The following is an 18,340-nucleotide window of genomic DNA, read 5'->3' as shown; positions in this document are numbered from 1 at the left end:
GATTACCACTTGTCCCATGTGATACGATCTCCCTACAAAACTTAACAGATATTTTTGTTTACTATTTATTTTATGCAAGGAGTGAACTTGTTTATGTATACCTTACCGAACTGGGCGAGTTTATACCTTCAACGTCTACAGCTAGACCGCAAGTCCCCTAGCCTCTCTTATCTCAGTCAGCTCTGTCGCGCGCATCTGCAGACCTTCCCTTATGAAAATGTAAGCAAGCTGCTCTTCTTCCGTGACGGAAAACATGAGGTACCGACCCCTGAGGAATATGTGCACAATGCGATCCACCATCATTTTGGCGGCACATGCTATACCACCAATCACAGCTTTCTCGCGCTACTTCGCTCCCTTGGCTTCTTCGGTCACCTCATCTTGCCAGGCGGTGGACATACTGCCATCCTGATCGACGGTCCGAACACAGGCGAGACACCCGTCTATGTGGATGTAGGGGCTACCGCTCCTATCTTTGAGCCGATTCATTTTCTGGAAGACGGGAACCATGCCAGGCCTTTTGGCGCTGTTTCCATGGATTTGACCAAAAGTCCCGATCATCCTGAACACTATCGCTTTACGCGGTATGAAAACGGAAAAGTGGCACTTCCTCCGTGGGATTTTCATCCGGATGAACGAAAAGAACTGTCCGACTTGTCGGAAGTCATCCGCTCCTCTTTTTCACCAGACGCCCTCTTTTTGAATCGACTTCACATACATCGTTTTCAACTGGAGCAAGATCGCTTCGTGCTCCTTAAAAACAACACACTCCACATCGGTTATTCAGATGGCACAGGCCAGATAACACCCCTCCACACTGTCTCTGATATAGAAGCTGCCGTAGCCGATGAAATGCAATTACCACTTCTCCCTGTTCGCGAGGCGGTAGAAAGCCTACTTGAGCGTGGTATTGATATTTTTGCTGCTCCCCAAAAAGAAGAAGTCCCCCTTGAAAACGAAGCTCTCGTGTTCAAAGAAAATTAAGTATTAGACTGCCTCTGCTTTATTAAACAATCGTTTTCTTGTTAGCTTAGTCGTCAGTTCTTTATCATTGGTACTCAGTTATGAATAGTAATACTAAATGAATAGCCGCAAGGAGTCCCATTGGATAAATAATTGTTCTTGAAAATGAATTTTTAAATCCATTACGGGGGTGCTTTTCAAAAAATAAGTGCAGGATTGCATGTATGATTAAAAATATATCTAGGACCCAAAAAGTAACTGTCTGATATTTACTTAAAAGGAAGTAGAGTATGATTGTGTAAAGAGGAAGGTGAATAAAAGTGAATACTTTATAGGCTTTAGAATCTTCCATATCCTTAAGCACGATAAACAATCTCCACTCAGAACGTCTTATCGCATCCATTTCGTGCAAGAGAAATAAAGATAAGTTTATCAAGAATAACACAAGCAAGAGATCAGGCATTTAAAACCCCCCTACAATTTTATTACTAATCGAACACAACATTATCACAATTTGGAAAACCATGTCCTGATTATTTGAAATCCCATACCACTATATATCGTCCTACCATTTGCTAATATCTGGTTGACAATGATAATATTTCTCAATAATATGGAAAAGTAGGGAAATGGTATATAAGGAGTGTCGCACTTCATGATGATGGAAATAAAAACATACGTCGTCCAGGAAGGTCATTCTGACAAAATCGTACAAGGCTTTAGCGAGCCTGGTGCTGTTGAGAAGGCTCCTGGTTTTGTAGATTTGAGCGTGCTGGTACAGAAGCCACGTAAAGGTGAAGAAGAAGTCGTCGTCATAATCCGCTGGGAATCAAAAGAAGCATGGAAGCAGTGGGAGCTGAGTGATGTTCATCTGGCAGGTCACCGCGAAGCGCGCGAAGAAAAAACCCCTGAGTGGTACATTAGCGGCAATACCGGCCATTACGAGCTGAAAGCGAAGAAAGAACCGCAGCCTTCGTAAATACAAACAAACCAGCCCAGACCTCGGAAAAACTCCGATCAATCCAGGCTGGTTTTTTATTTTCCTCTATCCTTTTTCCAAACCGTATTTCTCCATCTTCCGGTACAAGGTCGACAAGCTGATTTGCAGCTCATCGGCAATCGCGGCTTTGTCCTGTCCAAACTTGCCTGCGTTCAAATAGCGCTGGAGAATGGAGCGTTCATATTCTGCCACCAGCTTTTCCAATCCCAAATCGCTGCCTACTGTCGTCGTTTCATCCTCAAACAGCAAATAATCAGGAAGCTCGTCGTTGCCGATGACTTGCCCCTCCGCCATGTTGACCATGTATTCAACGGCATTTTCCAACTGACGAATATTCCCCGGCCACTCGTATGCCTGTAGTCGTTGGACGAGCTGGGCTTCGAGCTCCAGTCTGCCTCTTTGCAGCAACGTCCCGTACCGATACAGGAAGTGCTGCAAGTAAAGCGCAATATCCTCCGTGCGTTCACGCAACGGCTTTAACCGCAGGGGGATGACGTTGAGACGATAATACAAATCCTCGCGAAACGTTCCTTCCCTGACCATGCTCTCCAAATCTCTGTGTGTAGCAGCAATGACACGTACATCCACGCCTAGTGTCTTCACGCCGCCTACTCGATCTACTGTTTTCTCCTGAAGGACACGCAGCAGCTTGGGCTGGAGGGACAACGGAATATCGCCTACTTCATCCAGAAAAATCGTTCCCTTGTGGGCCAATTCAAATTTTCCCGGCTTCCCTTCGCGTCTGGAGCCTGTGAATGCACCGCCTTCGTACCCGAACAACTCGCTTTCTAACAAGGTCTCGGGAATCGCAGCGCAATTGACTGCGATAAATGGATGTCTACTGCGCCCACTTTCGCAGTGAATGGCTTTTGCCAACAGCTCCTTGCCCGTTCCGCTCTCTCCTCGGATCAAAACAGTGGATATGCTGTTCGTCACCTTTTTCGCTTTGGCAATGACATCACGCAAGCCTGTTTCTGCCCCAATCAGCTGGGCGAAATACACCGGATGAACCGAGGCCTGCGGCATTTCCTCTTGAATGTTACAGCTCTTCTCACGCTCCGCATCCAGCTCGAGCAGCTTGTGTTCAATCAAGGAACTCGTATGCTGCAAAAACGGCATCCATTTTTCCGAATGGTGCAGCATTTTTTCTTTTTGCTCGGGGGAAAAGCCGATAATTCCGATGACCCCTACCGTCTTCTCCCGTTTGTGCACCGGAAATCCAATCGTCGCCAGCTCTCGGCATTGCTGCAAAAACTTGCAATTGCCGCACTCCGACTCGTTCTTTTTCATGTCAAAAATCATTCCCGGCTGTCCGGTTTGCAGGATCATTCGGAAAAACGATCCCTCCGGCGCAGGCAATCCAATCAACTCCTGATAGTAGCCGGTTCCACTCACACGTATCCCTTGTTCATCCAGGATGGTGACATCGAGTCCCAGTACCTTGGAAATATTGTCGGCGTACGATTGAATGAATTCCTCGATCCGGGAAAACTCTGTCATGCCCAATCCTCCAGTTTCACGTTCCTTTAGCCCCTGGACGCTGCTGCCATTGGCAAACTAGCCAACGCCTGCTCCAAGTCCGCGATGATATCCTCCACATCCTCCAAGCCAGTCGATAAGCGAATCAGACCGTCCGTAATGTTGAACTTGATCCGCTCAGAGGCAGGTATCGAGGAATGCGTCATCGAGGCAGGATGCTGTACCAGTGTCTCGGGATCTCCTAAACTAAACGATATCATAGCCAGGTGCAGAGCGTTAATGAAAGATTTGGCTGCCTCGTAGCCGCCCTTTACTTCAAAGGAAACGATCCCGCCCATTCCGGCCATTTGCCGTTTGGCCAGCTCATGCTGCGGATGCGAAGGTAGACCAGGGTAGTAGACGTGCGAGATTGCAGGGTGCTGCGCCAAAAACTCCGCCACTGCCTGCGCGTTTTTCCCATGCTGTCTGACACGCAAGCCGAGTGTTTTCAGCCCACGCAAGATCAAGAAAGCATCCCAAGCATTCAAATTTTGTCCCAAGTCTCCCATGACGTTTTTGCGCATGAATTGGATATGCTCCTGCTTCCCTACGATGAAGCCCGCGATGACATCGCCATGTCCGTTCAAATATTTGGTGGCGCTATGCACGACGACATCGGCCCCTAGCTCAAGCGGGCGCTGCAAATACGGCGTTAAGAAGGTGTTATCCACGATTACCACAATGCCAAGTGCGTGCGCCAAACGGGACAACGCCGAGATATCTAAAACAGTCAGGCACGGGTTCGATGGTGTTTCAATGTATAGTACTTTTGTGTTTGGCAAAAAAGCTCTCTCGACTGCCTGCAAATCAGTGCAATCGACGAAGTCCGTCACAATGCCATAACGCGGGGCCATTGTGGTCAGAAACTTGTAGCTCCCCCCGTACACATCTCGCGTACACACCACATGATCACCTTGCTTCAAAAAGGCGAGCAAAGCACCCGAAATGGCTGCCATCCCACTGCTTACGCCCAAGGCAGCTTCACCATTTTCCAATGCGGCGATTTTTTGTTCCAAGGTGGTGATGGTAGGGTTGCCATATCTTCCGTAGTACGTTCCTTCCCGCTCCCCAGCCACGCACGCCGCTGCTGAGTCTGCATCTGGAAACGCGTAGGCCACGGCAGGAACCACCGCAGATACGACTGCTCCTGTTTTTTGGCAAGGCGTTTGTGCTGTATGAATAATGGAGGTGTCCATCTTCCACTTGTTTGTCGTCATTTCACGTCTCTCCCTTTGGCTTGTGCTGTACCAAAGGGTATAGCAAGGAACATGCCAAGGTGAGAAACCGCATCATTCCAGTACTTTTCGCTTTTTGTGCTCATAGGCATTCGCAATCTTGCGAATGAATTTTTTCGAATTCACAAGAAAAAGCCGTTAGTTGCCCCAACGACTTTTCGCATAGTTGCAATTGTGTTTTGCATAACCAGAAAAACAGCTTATACGAGCATGCCACCCGCGCTTTTCCTGTATTTCAAAATGCCCTCTGCCGCTCGATAGGAGAGAGCACCCATCGTTCCAGTCGGATTGTAGCCGCTGTTGTGCGCAAAGGCAGAAGCCCCAACGACAAATACGTTTTCCGCATCCCACATCTGCAAGTAGTTGTTAACCGCCGAGGTTTCTGGAGAGGCTCCCATGATGACGCCACCTGTATTGTGCGTTGATTGGTATGGTGTGATATCGTAGGGTCCGAGCTTGCGGTTGATTTCGAGCTTCTCGTTCGCACCCATTTCTTTCACAATTTCCGCGCACTTATCTGCACAAAAAGCGGCCAGCTCCCTATCCTGATCGACGAAGTCATACGTAATGCGCATCAACGGATCACCAAATGCGTCCTTGTACGTCGGGTCCAGATCAAGGAAATGCTGTCGAAATGGCATCGAAGCTCCTTGGGCACCTACAGATATGAATCGATTCGTGTATTTGATTGATGCAGCTTTGAAATCCTTGCCCCAGCTAGGCGTTCCCGGCGGTACCTTGTTCGTGCCGATTGGTCGGAAGCCGGTTTGTGTGACAGCGATATTTGCGCCATGGATAAATTTTAAATCGGAGTGATCAAAGTTATCACCATTGTAGTCATCCAAACACATCCCCAACGAGCCTGCGCCTGCAAAATTGTTAAACTCCTTGTCGTCGAAGAAGCCGACCGCGCCTCCTCTCATGACCTGGTAGGCATAGTTTTTTCCGATTACGCCTTTTCCCGTCGCTGGATCATACGGTTTCCCCAGCTTGGACATAAGCAAGATTCGCGCGTTGTTAAATACATAACTGGTCATCACCACAATATCGGCGGGCTGTTCGAATTCCTCTCCTGTCGTGACATCCGTATACAAGACGCCTGTCGCCTTGTTCCCTGTATGTAAAATTCTGCGGACATGGGAATGCGTGCGAATTTCAAACTTCCCTGTCTTCTTCGCTACCGGGATCACCGTCACCACTGGATCGGCTTTTGCTCCGTACTCGCAACCAAACCTTTCACAGAAGCCGCAGTATTGACAAGCTGCCCGCGCCACCCCGTCTGGATTGGTATACGCTTGGGAGAGATTTGCTGATGGAAGGATGTATGGATGCAGGTTTTTCTTTTTAGCCGCATCCGCAAACATTTTCATACTCGGTGTCGTACGCATAGGAGGTATCGGATACGGACTGGAGCGTTTCCCCCCCAACGGATTCTCCTCGCCTGCGATTCCCGCCATCTTTTCAAACTTATCGAAGTACGGCTCCAGTTGGTCATAGGTAATGCCCCAATCCTGGATCGTCATTCCCTCAGGGATTTTCTTTGCCCCATACCGTTCAATCGTCTTGGAGCGAATTTCGAAATCATACGGCAGGAAGCGGAAGGTCTGTCCGTTCCAGTGGATACCGGCTCCCCCGAGTCCTGTCCCGATCAAAAAGGAACCGTATGACCGCATGGGAAGCGCACGAATGTTCATTTTACTGCGGAACGTGATCGTTTCCTTGGACAAGTCTTGCATCATCTCGTAACGAAGAGCGTAACGCAATTCGTCGTGTACCATGAAGTAGTCTTCCGTTTTGCGCTCCTTGCCTCGCTCTAGACCCACTACTGTCAGACCTTGCTTAGTTAGCTCAGAAGCAATAATGCCTCCTCCCCAGCCCACCCCCACGATTACGACGTCAACCTTGGGCAGCTTTTTGGCCATATGTACAGTCCCCCTTAATGTTGTTGATGATCCCGCAGACTTAAGGGAGCCATCTTCACAAACTCAGGCTTATCGATCAGCTGTGTATACGCCATTTGATTACCTGGGAAATTCTTCATTTTCCAACCGTCCATATTTTTATTGCCTCCGTACAGAGGGTCTGCATAAACGCCTTCGATCGTACTGGCCCGCAGCATATTGAAAAAAGTGCTCGCCGAAATGGTCGTCAATTTTAGTTCATCTGTTTCAAAAGCCTTTAAAACAGCGTCCTGCTGCTCTGGCGGGAGTTCATAAAACCGTTTTCCGTGGGTACTGTTACTGTAGTTGTTCATTTCTTGAAGGCCGATATCGAATATTTCCCTACGTTTTAGCCTGCCTTGATAGCCCTGCGTGATCTCACCTGGAAAAAAGGGCGCTTGCATGTATTCACGAGCATTAAAGCCCCAATCACCCGCTAGCTGGTGGTCAATGAAATAAGCGGCACCGAGTGCCTTCGCACCGGGCCCCAGCTCATCCTCAGGATAAATGCGTTCACAAGCGGCATCCACTACCTTAAATTGTTCAGGCGTAAAAAACATGAGCGCCTGATTGTAATCGGCAGCAGGGGGCGGTGCTGCTGGCTGCGCCGGAGGTTCTGGTTTGCGGAGCAAGCTCCCTGCCACGCCACCCACGACCAAGCTACCGAGCACCAGGCCAGAGTTTTTCAAGAAGTTCCTTCGGGATACTGGCTGCTCCTTCACGTTGTTTGAATCTGCCAAATCTACCACCTCCAGTGATTTCCTTCCTTTGGTTTGTGCATTTTTTCCACAAGATACTCGTGATCACCAGAATTTTTTCCAGCATGCTCCACTCATAACTTCACGCAGCGAACAAAGGATAAGTTTATCTAGGTAGGAAGACTTGGAGGGATCGTGATGAAGCACTTCTATACATGGGTAGGAACCGCAGGATTAGGAACTGTACTTTTCATGACAGCATGTACGAATCAGGCTGCTCCGCCTACGAAGCCGCATCCGCCAGCACACACACAGTCCACCGCGCAGACGCCCAAAGGCGCAACGGTTATTCCAAGCGTGGATCGTGATAAGAAAATCACGACAAACGTGCACGGTCATACGTATAGCGGAATGGGCAATGCTCTCTACAGCTCCATGGGCAGCTCACACTTGCACACGGGGGGGCCTTCTACAAAGCTGGAAGCCCAGCTGAAGGCGGCGGGCGTTCACGGTGTTCAGGCATTGATCGTGAATGATGCCGTCTACTTGGCCCCTTCTACTGCCAATGCACAATCGATCAATCAAATGGACCCGATGCAATCCCATCTCATCAGCAATTACTCGGGAAGCTCCAGTCGCGGGCATGATGCTGCCCGTACAAAATCAGGGAGCGGAACCGCAGGGACATTGGGTACGAGCGATCATCAGAATACATTCGCACAAGCACGCACCCAAATCGAGCGTATCTACGGAACGGATACACCTGTGAAGTTCGTGAGCTCAACAAAAGGCATCAAAGCGCTAGAAACGGTGAAAAAGCAAATGAAGGATCAAAAGAATCAGCAAGCTATGGCAGAACAGCTCCACGTGCTCATTCGTGAAGCGAAGCGGTAACCAAAGAAAAAGGGACAAGCATACTCGCTTGTCCCTCTTATTTCGATAAAAAATCACGGATTTCTTTTACTGTCTCTTGCGGGTGTGTCACCATCAGCAAGTGTTGGGCCTCTGGTATCATTTTCACCTTGGCCTGCTTCACCATTCCCTGATAAGCGGCAACTGCCTGTCGATGAAACTGCTGCTCTTCTTTTGACAATAGGCTGTCGTCAGCCAGCAGTAATAGTACGGGGCATGTCAGCTGTCGGAACAATTCCGGTTGGCTATGGACGCTGTACTCTTCGAAATAAGTCGAGAACGCTTCCCTCGGCAAACGGTATCCGTAGCTTCCGTCTTCCTTTTTCACAAGCTCCTCTCGCATCCAGCCCTCTGGCATTACTCTCGTACCATACCGCTCCGCGAACTGCCTTTCTGCTTCCTCTACAGAAGAAAACTGCGTGGTAGCAAGCCGCTCGACAACCTTCTCCCTATTGAACCCGGGCACTTTTCCCAAGGAATAATAGCCTCCATCCAGAAGGACGAGCGAAGCTACGCGCTTGGGCTCGCGAATCGCAAGCATCTGGGCAGGTACAGCAGAAAAGGACGCTGCGACAATCGTTACTTGTTCAAGCTGTTCTGCATCCAAAAGTTGAATCAAATCCGTTACGATCCACTCAAACGAAAAGGAACCATGGCTCACAGAATTCCCGTGACCACGGATATCTACCGCAATCACCCGATATCGCTCTGCCAATGCTGGTAGGATGGGCGCAAACAGCAGCTTGGTGTTGCGAATGCCATGCAAAAGCAGCAGGGCAGGTGCATCTGGCTTACCTGTTACGCCGTACTCCAGCGTGCCCCCTTCTATCTGCAACCGATTGACATGCACGAACAATGCTTCGTTCATTTTGCCTGCCTCCTTACTAAATACGCCTCAGAATCAACACGCCAATATGAGCGGGATGTAACCTGGCGATGTAAAACAGTGCGGCGACGATACATACACCGGTTACTAGGTGATTACCTCCGTTTTTTTCCACTGTTTACTGCGGTATTATCGAGTGTTAATGTTCGGAATATTCCTGTAGCCAGTTTACTCTCTCTTTCCAGGATCGTCTAGAAGAAGGTGGGGAAAACCAATGGTTCTGGCTGTAGTGATGGGGAGGAAACAGGAGAAAAAGCTCAGCTTCTAGGGACACCCGCTGGGGGATTCACTGCCCGACTCCATGCAAAAAGCGAAACCGCGTCCAAAGTGGTCCAATCAGGATGTATGTCAGAGGTGGACGCTTAAAGGCATGTTTCGCTTTTTGCCTTCCGTCTCGGGCGGTGTCCCTAAGATCTTCGCTTATTTCTCCTGTTTCCTCTGCGAGCTGTTTGCTTTCCCCCTGCTTTTTAGGGAGATTCAAATAAATAAAAAAAGAGAGAGAATCATTGTTCTCTCCCTGATATACTAGTAGTCAAATATTCAAAATAAACTAAATAAGGCGGTTATCATGGGACAATATGTAGTCAGAGAAAGCACGAGAGATGACGCTAATTTTATTGAGCAAAGAATCGTTGAATACAATGAATCGAATGTTCCGTTTGAATTGACCATTCCTTTTTCGAAAATCAATAAACACGTTCGTGATGAAGATGGCACTATCATTGCGGGAATAAACTGTGTGTACTATTCTTGGAGATGTTTGTACATTGATGCTTTATGGGTCAGAGATGATTTGAGAAAGAGCGGATTGGGAAGCAAGCTTCTTCTTGAAATTGAAGACACAGCTAGGGAGTATGGCATTCATTTGATTCATTTAGATACTTTTGATTTTCAAGCAAAGGACTTTTATCTAAAACATGGGTACGAGATACATGGTGTACTCAATGATTGCCCTCTTTCCCATCAAAGATTTTACCTACAAAAGAGAATGGATTAGCAGTCTACTCCTCGCAAAAAGGTAGCCCTACATCCAATAATGGGTGTAGGGCTATTTGTACTCCGCATGTTACTCCTCAAACTTCACCATTTCCAAATTGCTTTTCTTGACCTTTACCAAATACAACAAATAGATCAGGCCGATAAAAGTCCAAAGCAAGCCCAGCATCATGGACGTTGTTTCGAGGTTGACCCACAGAAAGGCGATGAACGTTGTCCCGATGAGGGGAGACAACACGAAACCCCACCAATCCTTGATATGCTTGTTCTTTTGTTTGCGGAAATAGTACGCCATTACGCTAATGTTCACGAAGCTAAAGGCGATCAGTGCGCCGAAGTTAATAAAGGAAGTTGCTGTTAACAAATCCATAAACAAAGCAAACAGCATCAACGCCCCGACCAGTAGGACGTTAAGCAAAGGTGTTCTCAGCTTCGGATGTACATAACCGAACCAGCGTCGGGGCAAAAATCCATCTCGTCCCATTGCGTACAACAAGCGTGTCACGCTCGTAACAGATACGAGCCCGGATGCCAGAGTCGAAGACAACGCTGCCGCCAAAAACACCAATTGAAAGATCGTCCCTCCGATAAACAAAGCAATCTCCGCAGAGGCCGCTTCTGGATCAGACAATACCGAAACATCAGGAAATAATGATTGCATGAAATAAGAGGCCGTAATAAACAACGCTCCTCCTGCGAGTGCTACGAGCATAATCCCGCGAGGAATCGTCTTTTTCGCATCGACGGTTTCCTCCGTTAACGTGGTTACGGCATCAAAGCCAAGGAAGGAAAAGCAAAGAATCGACGCACCTGAAAGCAGTGCAGTGACAGACATATCCGGTGACACAAATGGACGCAGGTTGAATACTTGCCCAAGCCCGTCACCTTGCATAAGACCACGAATCGCCAATCCGGCAAATAATACGACGACCACGACTTGAAACAGCACCAAAATCGAGTTAACGGATGCGGTTACCGTTACACGAAATACGTTTAACCCCGTCACCAATACAATGAAGCCAATAATCCACCACGCTGTCGACACGTCAGGAAACACGGATGAAAGGTATACTCCCGTCAACAAGGCGTTAATCATCGGTAAAAACAAATAATCCAGCAAGGACGCCCACCCTACCAAAAATCCTGCGTAGGGATGAATCGTTTGTTGCGTATACGTATACGCGGTTCCCGCTGATGGGAATAGCCGTACCATCTTTCCGTAGCTTGCCGCCGTAAACAGGATCGCAAGAAGTGTGACTGCATAAGCAGCAGGAACGTGTCCCCCCGTATCTCCAGAAACAATGCCAAAGGTGTCAAAAACGGCCATCGGGGCCATGTAGCCCAGTCCAATTACGACAATATGTCGCAACTTCAAACTACGTGTTAGTTCTGCTCTCCCATTCACTGCCTGTCCCCCTTTATGTAACAGAATAATTATACATCCTGATTTATAATCACGAAAGAAAAAAGCGCTGCTGCACACGGGTTCTCCATGCACAGCAACGCTTGATTTATATGAGTATTCCCTATGCCTTTGGCAGTTCAAAGGAGCTCTTCAACGATACAATCCGGTTGAATACGAGCTTATCCTCTGTCGTATGCTTCGGATCGACATTGAAATAGCCATGACGGAAAAATTGATACTTGTCTTGTGGCTTGGTTTCTTTCATATTTGGCTCCACATAGCCTTGCAGCACTTCCAACGAATTCGGGTTAACGTTGTCGAGGAATGTGCCCTCTGCGTCTTCATCATCCATAATCAATGGCTCATACAAACGGAATTCAGCAGGAAGCGCATTGGTCGCATCTACCCAGTGAATCGTCCCTTTTACCTTGCGACCTGTAAAACCGCTGCCGCTCTTCGTCTCAAGGTCATACGTGCAATGGATCTCGATCACGTTGCCGTCTGCATCCTTCACAACGTCATTGCACTTAATGAAGTACGCATGCTTCAAACGCACTTCATTTCCCGGGAACAAGCGGAAATACTTGCTCGGCGGGTTTTCCATGAAGTCATCCTGCTCAATGTAGATTTCGCGGGAGAACGGAATTTGACGATTGCCCATCTCTGGGTTCTCTGGATTGATCTCCGCTTCGAGCATCTCGACTTGCCCTTCCGGATAGTTCGTGATGACGACCTTCAACGGATTCAAAACAGCCATCGTACGCGGTGCCTTTAGCTTCAGGTCCTCACGGATGAAATACTCTAGCATTTTCTCGTCAACCGTGCTGTTAGCGCGCGCTACCCCTACTTCACGAGCGAATGTACGAATCGCTTCCGGTGTATAGCCACGACGACGGAAGCCTGCGATGGTTGGCATGCGCGGGTCATCCCAGCCGTCTACTACATTCTCATCGACAAGCTGTTTCAGCTTGCGTTTACTCATAACGGTGTTGGTCAGGTTCAAGCGAGCAAATTCGTACTGGCGTGGTGCACTCTCCATTTCGCACTCGCGGACTACCCAGTCGTACAATGGGCGATGATCTTCGAATTCCAGTGAGCACAGGGAGTGTGTCACGCCCTCAATGGCATCCTCCAACGGATGAGCGAAGTCGTACATCGGATAGATGCACCATTTGTCGCCCGTGTTGTGATGCGTTGCATGGGAGATCCGATACAGAACTGGATCGCGCATGTTGAAGTTCTGAGAAGCCATGTCGATTTTCGCACGCAGCACCTTTTCTCCGTCCTTGAACTCCCCTTGGCGCATACGTGCAAACAGGTCCAGGTTTTCCTCCACAGACCGGTTGCGGAACGGACTATCTGTACCTGGCTCTGTCCATGTTCCACGCATTTTACGCATGTCTTCGGGAGACAGATCGTCTACGTAAGCCAGACCTTTTTTAATCAACAGCACCGCACGGTTGTACATCTCTTCAAAGTAATCAGATGCAAAAAACAACCCGTCCCATTCGAAGCCAAGCCATTGAACGTCCCTTTTGATAGCCTCTACGTATTCGATGTCTTCCTTTACCGGATTCGTATCGTCAAAACGCAGGTTGGCCTTGCCGGAAAATTCTCGTGCCAACTCAAAGTTTAGACAGATCGCTTTCGCATGTCCAATATGAAGATACCCGTTCGGTTCTGGGGGAAAGCGGGTAATAATTTCCTTTACTTTGCCCTCTTGCAAGTCATCAATCATGATATTGCGGATAAAATTGGATGCCGCTACCTTGTTTTCCAATGAAATCAACCTTTCACTTCACCTTTACATTCCATAATACTGATTCTCTACCCAGAGTTCAACAAAATCGGGTCGTTGACCGACCCGCTCATGTCTCCCATTGCTGCCCCGTTTGCCATTGTGACCTGCAATACAGGTGAATGACAGAATCAACAGCTAAGCGCTGCTCCGTGATCCCACGAATCGTTTCGAGATGCTTCGGGGGAATCAGATGCAGCAAAGGTTGTTCAACATGATTGAAATGTTGGAATGCTTCCGCTGCAATCCGATCCCACTGCGGGTAATACCGAAGCAAGTCATCGGGCATTACGCGGGAGCGGTCCGTGTCAGACTCGGGCAAACAATCAAAAGGTTCATCCAGATTTAACGTTCCATAATCATCAGTCAACTCTTCGCCCGGAAAAATATCCCGTGCAGCCAATTCCATATCATACATGGTTGGCACACAATTCGCATGAAAGCTGTGGTTCACGTACCTTGCCTTATCCCAACAAAGAATGTACTTTCCGAACTGGTTTTTAAACGAATATTTTTGTACGTCCTGTTTTCGTAATGAGTCAAGTCTTTCCACAAATGCAGGGTCCAATACCTGGTCCAAATCATCCTGTGCCCATACAATCGTTCCTTTTGGGATAAACCTTGTCGCAAACACACCGTACCCGATCTCATCGTTGATATAGCGCAATTCTGTATCGGGATGCATCATGGTCTTTGTTTCACCCCTTGGCGAATGTGCCTTTTTATCATCATAAGCAGTTCAGCCCCAGGAGGTGTGTGAATATCTTTCGAAAAATACATAGCATTCCTAACTATTTTTCCGGATTAAAATATTTTTCTTATTTACCACAAATGGTAAATAGTCTATATTATTGGCAAATGGAGTTTTAGGAACTTTTTCCCACAACGATCGCATCAGTAAATGTGTCAATTTTATGCTTCATCCATTGATATCGAAACGGCATACCCGGGGAAATCCGGCGACGCAAAGCTACAGGGGCTACCTCCGCAACAGCGGACACGCTTGCCAGCTACCGAAGTATTGATGTAGGACGAGACCAATGATCCTATATCATTGGTCTTTTTTTGTGTTCACAATGTCTATTTTTGTCTATTTTTGTATGTTTGTGTATTTTTGACTTTTGAAGGAGGTGAGGTAACAGCGGATAGCCGGTTTAATGAATTCATTATTTTATTCATCATGAAGGAGGTTTCATAGGAATGTCATTCTGGAAGAAACTCTCGACCGTCGCGCTGACTGCTGTCATCGGGGTATCAACATTCTCTGGGGCACAAGCTGCTAACCGTCCAACATCGATGTCACCGAACGCAATGGTGACGACTCCTCACTATCTGGCTACAGCTGCAGCCCTGAAGACATTGGAAGACGGTGGAAACGCAGTAGATGCTGCTATTACAGCCGCTTCCACATTAGCTGTCGTCTATCCTCATTACACAACCATTGGTGGAGATAACTTCTGGCTCATCTACAATGCCAAAACAAAAGAGCTAAAGGCGCTGAACGGCAGTGGTCGTGCAGGAGAAAAGGCAACCCTCGACTATTACAAAAACAAAGGCTACGAAAAAATCCCGTCCCGCGGTTATGAATCGGCAAACACTGTCCCTGGTGTCGTCTCCGGCTGGTGGGAGGCGTACAACTACGCCCATAAAAGCATGGGCAACAATAAGCTTCAATGGAACAGACTGCTGGAGCCTGCCATTGGATACGCCGAGAACGGATATCCCGTCTCCCCTAACCAAGTATATTGGACAAAATACGCGACAGATCCAACTGACAATGACTTGAAAAATCTTCAACGTTTTGATGAATTCCGTAAAACATTCCTGAAGCCCAACGGCGATCTCTATGCAGCAGGCGAAATTCTCAAACAAAAGGATCTTGCCAATACTTTGCGAATCATTGCAAAAAAAGGCGCTGACGGTTTTTATAAAGGAGAAGTTGCTAAAAAAATCGTAGCAGACATGAAAGCCAACGGCGGATTGCTCACGTTGAAAGATTTTGAGAAGCACACCTCCACTTGGGCAGAGCCAATTATAGTAGACTACCGCGGTTATAAAGCGTACAACGTGCCGCCTAACTCCCAAGGCATGGCATCACTCTCCATTCTTAATGTTTTGAATAACTTCGACCTCAAAAGCATGGGTGAAGGAACACCCGATTACTATCACACGATTGTAGAAGCTACCAAACAATCTTTTGCTGACCGCGACAAATGGCTGACTGACCCTGCCTTTGTGGATATCCCTGTGGATGAGCTGTTGTCCAAGCAGCACGGGAAAGATTTAGCTGCGCGCATTGATATGAAGCAAGCCGCCAAATCCGTAGAACCACTGGATCCAAAAGGCGATACAACCTGGTTCGGGATCGTCGACAAAGATGGGAATGCAGTATCCATCATTCAGAGTCACTATTTTGACTGGGGCTCCGGCATCGTAGCGAAAGATACGGGCGTCCTTTTACAAAACCGCGGAAGCTATTTCTCTTTGGATTCCAAACACATCAATCACTTGGAACCAGGAAAACGCACCTTCCACACCATTAACCCAGCGATGCTCTTTAAAGGGGACAAGCCTTATCTTCTCTACGGAACACAAGGGGGAGAAGGACAGCCGCAAACGCAAGCCGCTCTCGTCACACGTATCATCGACTTTGGTTTCAGCGTGCAAGACGCAATCGAAGCACCAAGATGGCTGCATGGACGCAACTGGGGATCTGCTTCCAACAATCTCAAGGTGGAAAGCCGCATCCCTCAAGAAGTCCTAGACGAGCTCATTAAACGTGGGCATCCAGTCGAAAAGCTGGAAGCAGCCTATACCGATGCGATGGGACAGTCCGGCGCCATCCTGATTGACCCGAAAACCAATGTAAAATTCGGTGGTGCTGATCCTCGCGGTGAAGGCGCAGCAATGGGCTATTAATATTTGGTCAGACTGCTGAGTTCATCTCAGCAGCTGACTGTTTCTATTTTGCATTCACGGATTAGGAGTGGACAAACCTATGTTTTTGTTCAACAAACTCAGGAACAAAATGATCCTTTGGTTTCTCGTCGTAGCCGTCATTCCACTTACTGCCGTTTCGTTGTTTATCACGAGCAGCTTTTCATCCATTCTGATTGATAAACAAAAATCATCCTATGTTGACCTTACTTCCAGTACAGCCATAGCTATGGATCAATATCTGGACCGGCGTATGACAGAAATTCAAGTTTTAGCCCGTACCTCGGATATTCAATCCGATGATGCAGCAGCAAAAAATGAATTCATTCGCAAGTTTACCGAGGAAATGAAACTGTATGACGGAAATACGTTTATCGCAAGCGACGGAAAAGTAACAGCTGATACTTTCCCCAAGAGCGTTGGAATCAACCTTGGCGAGCGCCAATTCTTCAAAGACGGCATGCAAGACAAGCCCAGCTTCTCTGATGTTCTTGTTGCGAAGACAACCGGCAATCGCTCTATCATCGTCGCTTCCCCTGTAAAAGGGAAAAACAATGAGAAGCTTGGTGTCTTGACCGGGCTCGTCAATGTAGACGACTTCGCATCTACATTCCTCAAAAATTTGAAAGTAGGCAACGATGGTTATCCGATTCTCGTTGATAACAAGGATCACATTCAGTACCATCCTACCCAGGATCTGATCGGAAAACCGCTTGCCCAATCCGCTCTGCCGCAACCCTTAATGGAAATCCTGAAATCAGGAAAAACGGAAAAGGGCTCATACAACTACTCAGACAATGGCAAGGAATACGTTGTCACCTATTCCCCCATTCCCAAGACCAACTTTGGTTTGTATCTGCATATCCCTGTCGAATCCATAACGTCTGCGGTTTCATCCGTTACCACCATGGTTACGATCATTGTCATCATTGTTGTTGCTGTCGTGATCGCAATCGCATACGTTGTTTCCCGGCAAATCTCCCGTCCTATTGCGGCAGTTGCCTCCGTGGCTAACCGCATTTCCGAGGGTGAACTGACTGTACAACCGTTGCAAATTCGAACCAAGGATGAGGTTGGACAGCTATCCCAATCAGTAAACACCATGGTGCTCAACCTGCGAACGATTATTCAACAAGTAAATGATACAGCTTCAGATCTTGCTTCTTCAGCAGAGGAATTGTCGGTCAACTCCGACCATACGAGCAAGGCTACCGAGCAAATCGCCATAACGATTCAGGAAGTAGCTTACGGTGCGGAAAAGCAAGTGAAGAGTGTAGAGGAAAGTGTCACCGCAATTCAAGGTGTATCGACAGGGGCTCAGCTGGTTGCCACGAATGCACAACAAGCTGCCGAATCAGCTTTGGACGCTTCCCAAATTGCAGTGGAAGGAAATCAGGCCCTTCAGGTCGTTATCAGCCAGATGCAATCGATCGAGAACACTGTCGGCAACATTGCCGATATCGTCAAACGATTAGGAAACAGTTCGCAGGAAATCGGACAAATCGTACAAGTCATCACTGCCATAGCTGAACAAACAAATCTGTTAGCGCTTAACGCAGCTATTGAAGCGGCGAGAGCTGGTGAACAGGGGCGCGGTTTCGCCGTTGTGGCAGACGAAGTGCGTAAATTGGCTGAGCAGTCCGCGCAATCAGCGCAACAGATTAAACTGTTGATTACGACGATTCAGCTCGAATCAAACCAGGCTGTCGTTTCGATGGAACAGGGCACCAAGGAGGTCGCCACTGGACTTATGGTCGTTAACAATGCAGGCAAGTCCTTCGAACAGATCCAAGATGCTGTCACGCAGGTGGCCAGCCAAATTCAAGAAGTAAAATCTTATTCTGAGCAAATGTCTTTAGGCACCAAACAGGTGGTAGAATTGGTCGGTGTCATTGAAGAAGTAGCGGAGAATTCTGCTGACGGAACACAAAGCGTATCGGCCGCCACAGAAGAACAGCTAGCAGCTATGGAAGAAGTCAATTCATCAGCTACTTCTCTGGCAAGAATAGCCGAAGAACTACAATCGCATGTAAGCAAATTCAAGATATAGTC

At 47.9% G+C, this 18,340-nt stretch carries 15 protein-coding genes and 1 riboswitch; of the genes, 6 read left to right on the top strand and 9 right to left on the bottom strand.

Annotated elements, in window-relative coordinates; all coding sequences use genetic code 11:
* Positions 1-93 precede the first annotated feature (93 nt).
* Entirely contained in the window at positions 94-984 is an 891-nt protein-coding gene (locus E8L90_RS25405) for an arylamine N-acetyltransferase (RefSeq protein WP_137031873.1), read from the top strand.
* A gap of 64 nt (positions 985-1,048) precedes the next feature.
* Here the strand turns inward: E8L90_RS25405 and E8L90_RS25400 are convergent, their stop codons facing one another.
* A complete protein-coding gene (locus tag E8L90_RS25400) occupies positions 1,049-1,426 on the bottom strand; it encodes a DUF6713 family protein (protein WP_137031872.1) in 378 nt (125 codons plus the stop codon).
* A 192-nt stretch (positions 1,427-1,618) separates the two neighbouring features.
* On the opposite strand from E8L90_RS25400, the gene E8L90_RS25395 reads away from it, so the two are divergent.
* Positions 1,619-1,942: an antibiotic biosynthesis monooxygenase family protein gene (locus E8L90_RS25395; protein WP_017252444.1), complete on the top strand. Its 324-nt coding sequence runs from the start codon at positions 1,619-1,621 to the stop codon at positions 1,940-1,942.
* A 66-nt stretch (positions 1,943-2,008) separates the two neighbouring features.
* Here the strand turns inward: E8L90_RS25395 and E8L90_RS25390 are convergent, their stop codons facing one another.
* The 4 genes from E8L90_RS25390 to E8L90_RS25375 form a co-directional block, all read right to left on the bottom strand.
* Positions 2,009-3,463 carry a sigma-54 interaction domain-containing protein gene (locus tag E8L90_RS25390; RefSeq protein WP_137031871.1) on the bottom strand — a complete coding sequence of 485 codons (1,455 nt, stop codon included), beginning with the start codon at positions 3,461-3,463 and terminating at the stop codon, positions 2,009-2,011.
* A gap of 26 nt (positions 3,464-3,489) precedes the next feature.
* A complete protein-coding gene (locus E8L90_RS25385; protein WP_137031870.1) occupies positions 3,490-4,698 on the bottom strand; it encodes a trans-sulfuration enzyme family protein in 1,209 nt (402 codons plus the stop codon).
* Positions 4,699-4,916: 218 nt separating this feature from the next.
* Positions 4,917-6,638, bottom strand: coding sequence for a GMC family oxidoreductase (locus E8L90_RS25380; RefSeq protein WP_137031869.1), 1,722 nt, complete (start codon positions 6,636-6,638; stop codon positions 4,917-4,919).
* Positions 6,639-6,652: 14 nt separating this feature from the next.
* Positions 6,653-7,396: a gluconate 2-dehydrogenase subunit 3 family protein gene (locus E8L90_RS25375; protein ID WP_425267121.1), complete on the bottom strand. Its 744-nt coding sequence runs from the start codon at positions 7,394-7,396 to the stop codon at positions 6,653-6,655.
* Between the two features lie 156 nt (positions 7,397-7,552).
* Here E8L90_RS25375 and E8L90_RS25370 point away from each other — a divergent pair, with 156 nt between their 5' ends.
* Entirely contained in the window at positions 7,553-8,248 is a 696-nt protein-coding gene (locus E8L90_RS25370) for a hypothetical protein (protein WP_137031867.1), read from the top strand.
* A gap of 37 nt (positions 8,249-8,285) precedes the next feature.
* Here the strand turns inward: E8L90_RS25370 and E8L90_RS25365 are convergent, their stop codons facing one another.
* Positions 8,286-9,134, bottom strand: a complete 849-nt coding sequence (locus E8L90_RS25365; protein ID WP_137031866.1) for an alpha/beta fold hydrolase — start codon at positions 9,132-9,134, stop codon at positions 8,286-8,288.
* 586 nt (positions 9,135-9,720) lie between these two features.
* Here E8L90_RS25365 and E8L90_RS25350 point away from each other — a divergent pair.
* Entirely contained in the window at positions 9,721-10,149 is a 429-nt protein-coding gene (locus E8L90_RS25350; protein ID WP_137031865.1) for a GNAT family N-acetyltransferase, read from the top strand.
* Positions 10,150-10,218: 69 nt separating this feature from the next.
* On the opposite strand, the gene E8L90_RS25345 is transcribed toward E8L90_RS25350, so the two are convergent.
* The 3 genes from E8L90_RS25345 to E8L90_RS25335 all read right to left on the bottom strand — a co-directional run bounded on the left by E8L90_RS25345 (position 10,219) and on the right by E8L90_RS25335 (position 14,039).
* Positions 10,219-11,553, bottom strand: coding sequence for an APC family permease (locus E8L90_RS25345; RefSeq protein WP_137031864.1), 1,335 nt, complete (start codon positions 11,551-11,553; stop codon positions 10,219-10,221).
* A gap of 121 nt (positions 11,554-11,674) precedes the next feature.
* Complete coding sequence (locus E8L90_RS25340) at positions 11,675-13,342, bottom strand: glutamine--tRNA ligase/YqeY domain fusion protein (protein WP_137031863.1); 1,668 nt, start codon at positions 13,340-13,342, stop codon at positions 11,675-11,677.
* Positions 13,343-13,421: 79 nt separating this feature from the next.
* Positions 13,422-14,039, bottom strand: coding sequence for an SET domain-containing protein (locus E8L90_RS25335; RefSeq protein ID WP_137031862.1), 618 nt, complete (start codon positions 14,037-14,039; stop codon positions 13,422-13,424).
* 241 nt (positions 14,040-14,280) lie between these two features.
* Positions 14,281-14,369, top strand: a riboswitch (cyclic di-GMP riboswitch).
* Positions 14,370-14,551: 182 nt separating this feature from the next.
* Between E8L90_RS25335 and ggt the strand changes: the two genes are divergently transcribed.
* Positions 14,552-16,270 carry a gamma-glutamyltransferase gene (ggt, locus tag E8L90_RS25330; protein WP_137031861.1) on the top strand — a complete coding sequence of 573 codons (1,719 nt, stop codon included), beginning with the start codon at positions 14,552-14,554 and terminating at the stop codon, positions 16,268-16,270.
* 79 nt (positions 16,271-16,349) lie between these two features.
* Positions 16,350-18,338, top strand: a complete 1,989-nt coding sequence (locus tag E8L90_RS25325) for a methyl-accepting chemotaxis protein (RefSeq protein WP_137031860.1) — start codon at positions 16,350-16,352, stop codon at positions 18,336-18,338.
* The last annotated feature ends 2 nt before the right edge of the window (positions 18,339-18,340 follow it).

Source organism: Brevibacillus antibioticus, assembly GCF_005217615.1.
Classification (GTDB): Bacteria; Bacillota; Bacilli; order Brevibacillales; family Brevibacillaceae; genus Brevibacillus; species Brevibacillus antibioticus.
The sequence above is the reverse complement of the archived record's forward strand: the minus strand, read 5'-3'. Positions and strand labels throughout refer to the sequence as shown.

Coding starts and splice junctions, on each gene's coding strand:
- E8L90_RS25405 (WP_137031873.1), top strand. CDS start 94: ATGTATACCTTACCGAACTGGGCGAGTTTATACCTTCAACGTCTACAG.
- E8L90_RS25400 (WP_137031872.1), bottom strand. CDS start 1,426: ATGCCTGATCTCTTGCTTGTGTTATTCTTGATAAACTTATCTTTATTT.
- E8L90_RS25395 (WP_017252444.1), top strand. CDS start 1,619: ATGATGATGGAAATAAAAACATACGTCGTCCAGGAAGGTCATTCTGAC.
- E8L90_RS25390 (WP_137031871.1), bottom strand. CDS start 3,463: ATGACAGAGTTTTCCCGGATCGAGGAATTCATTCAATCGTACGCCGAC.
- E8L90_RS25385 (WP_137031870.1), bottom strand. CDS start 4,698: ATGACGACAAACAAGTGGAAGATGGACACCTCCATTATTCATACAGCA.
- E8L90_RS25380 (WP_137031869.1), bottom strand. CDS start 6,638: ATGGCCAAAAAGCTGCCCAAGGTTGACGTCGTAATCGTGGGGGTGGGC.
- E8L90_RS25370 (WP_137031867.1), top strand. CDS start 7,553: ATGAAGCACTTCTATACATGGGTAGGAACCGCAGGATTAGGAACTGTA.
- E8L90_RS25365 (WP_137031866.1), bottom strand. CDS start 9,134: ATGAACGAAGCATTGTTCGTGCATGTCAATCGGTTGCAGATAGAAGGG.
- E8L90_RS25350 (WP_137031865.1), top strand. CDS start 9,721: ATGGGACAATATGTAGTCAGAGAAAGCACGAGAGATGACGCTAATTTT.
- E8L90_RS25335 (WP_137031862.1), bottom strand. CDS start 14,039: ATGATGCATCCCGATACAGAATTGCGCTATATCAACGATGAGATCGGG.
- ggt (WP_137031861.1), top strand. CDS start 14,552: ATGTCATTCTGGAAGAAACTCTCGACCGTCGCGCTGACTGCTGTCATC.
- E8L90_RS25325 (WP_137031860.1), top strand. CDS start 16,350: ATGTTTTTGTTCAACAAACTCAGGAACAAAATGATCCTTTGGTTTCTC.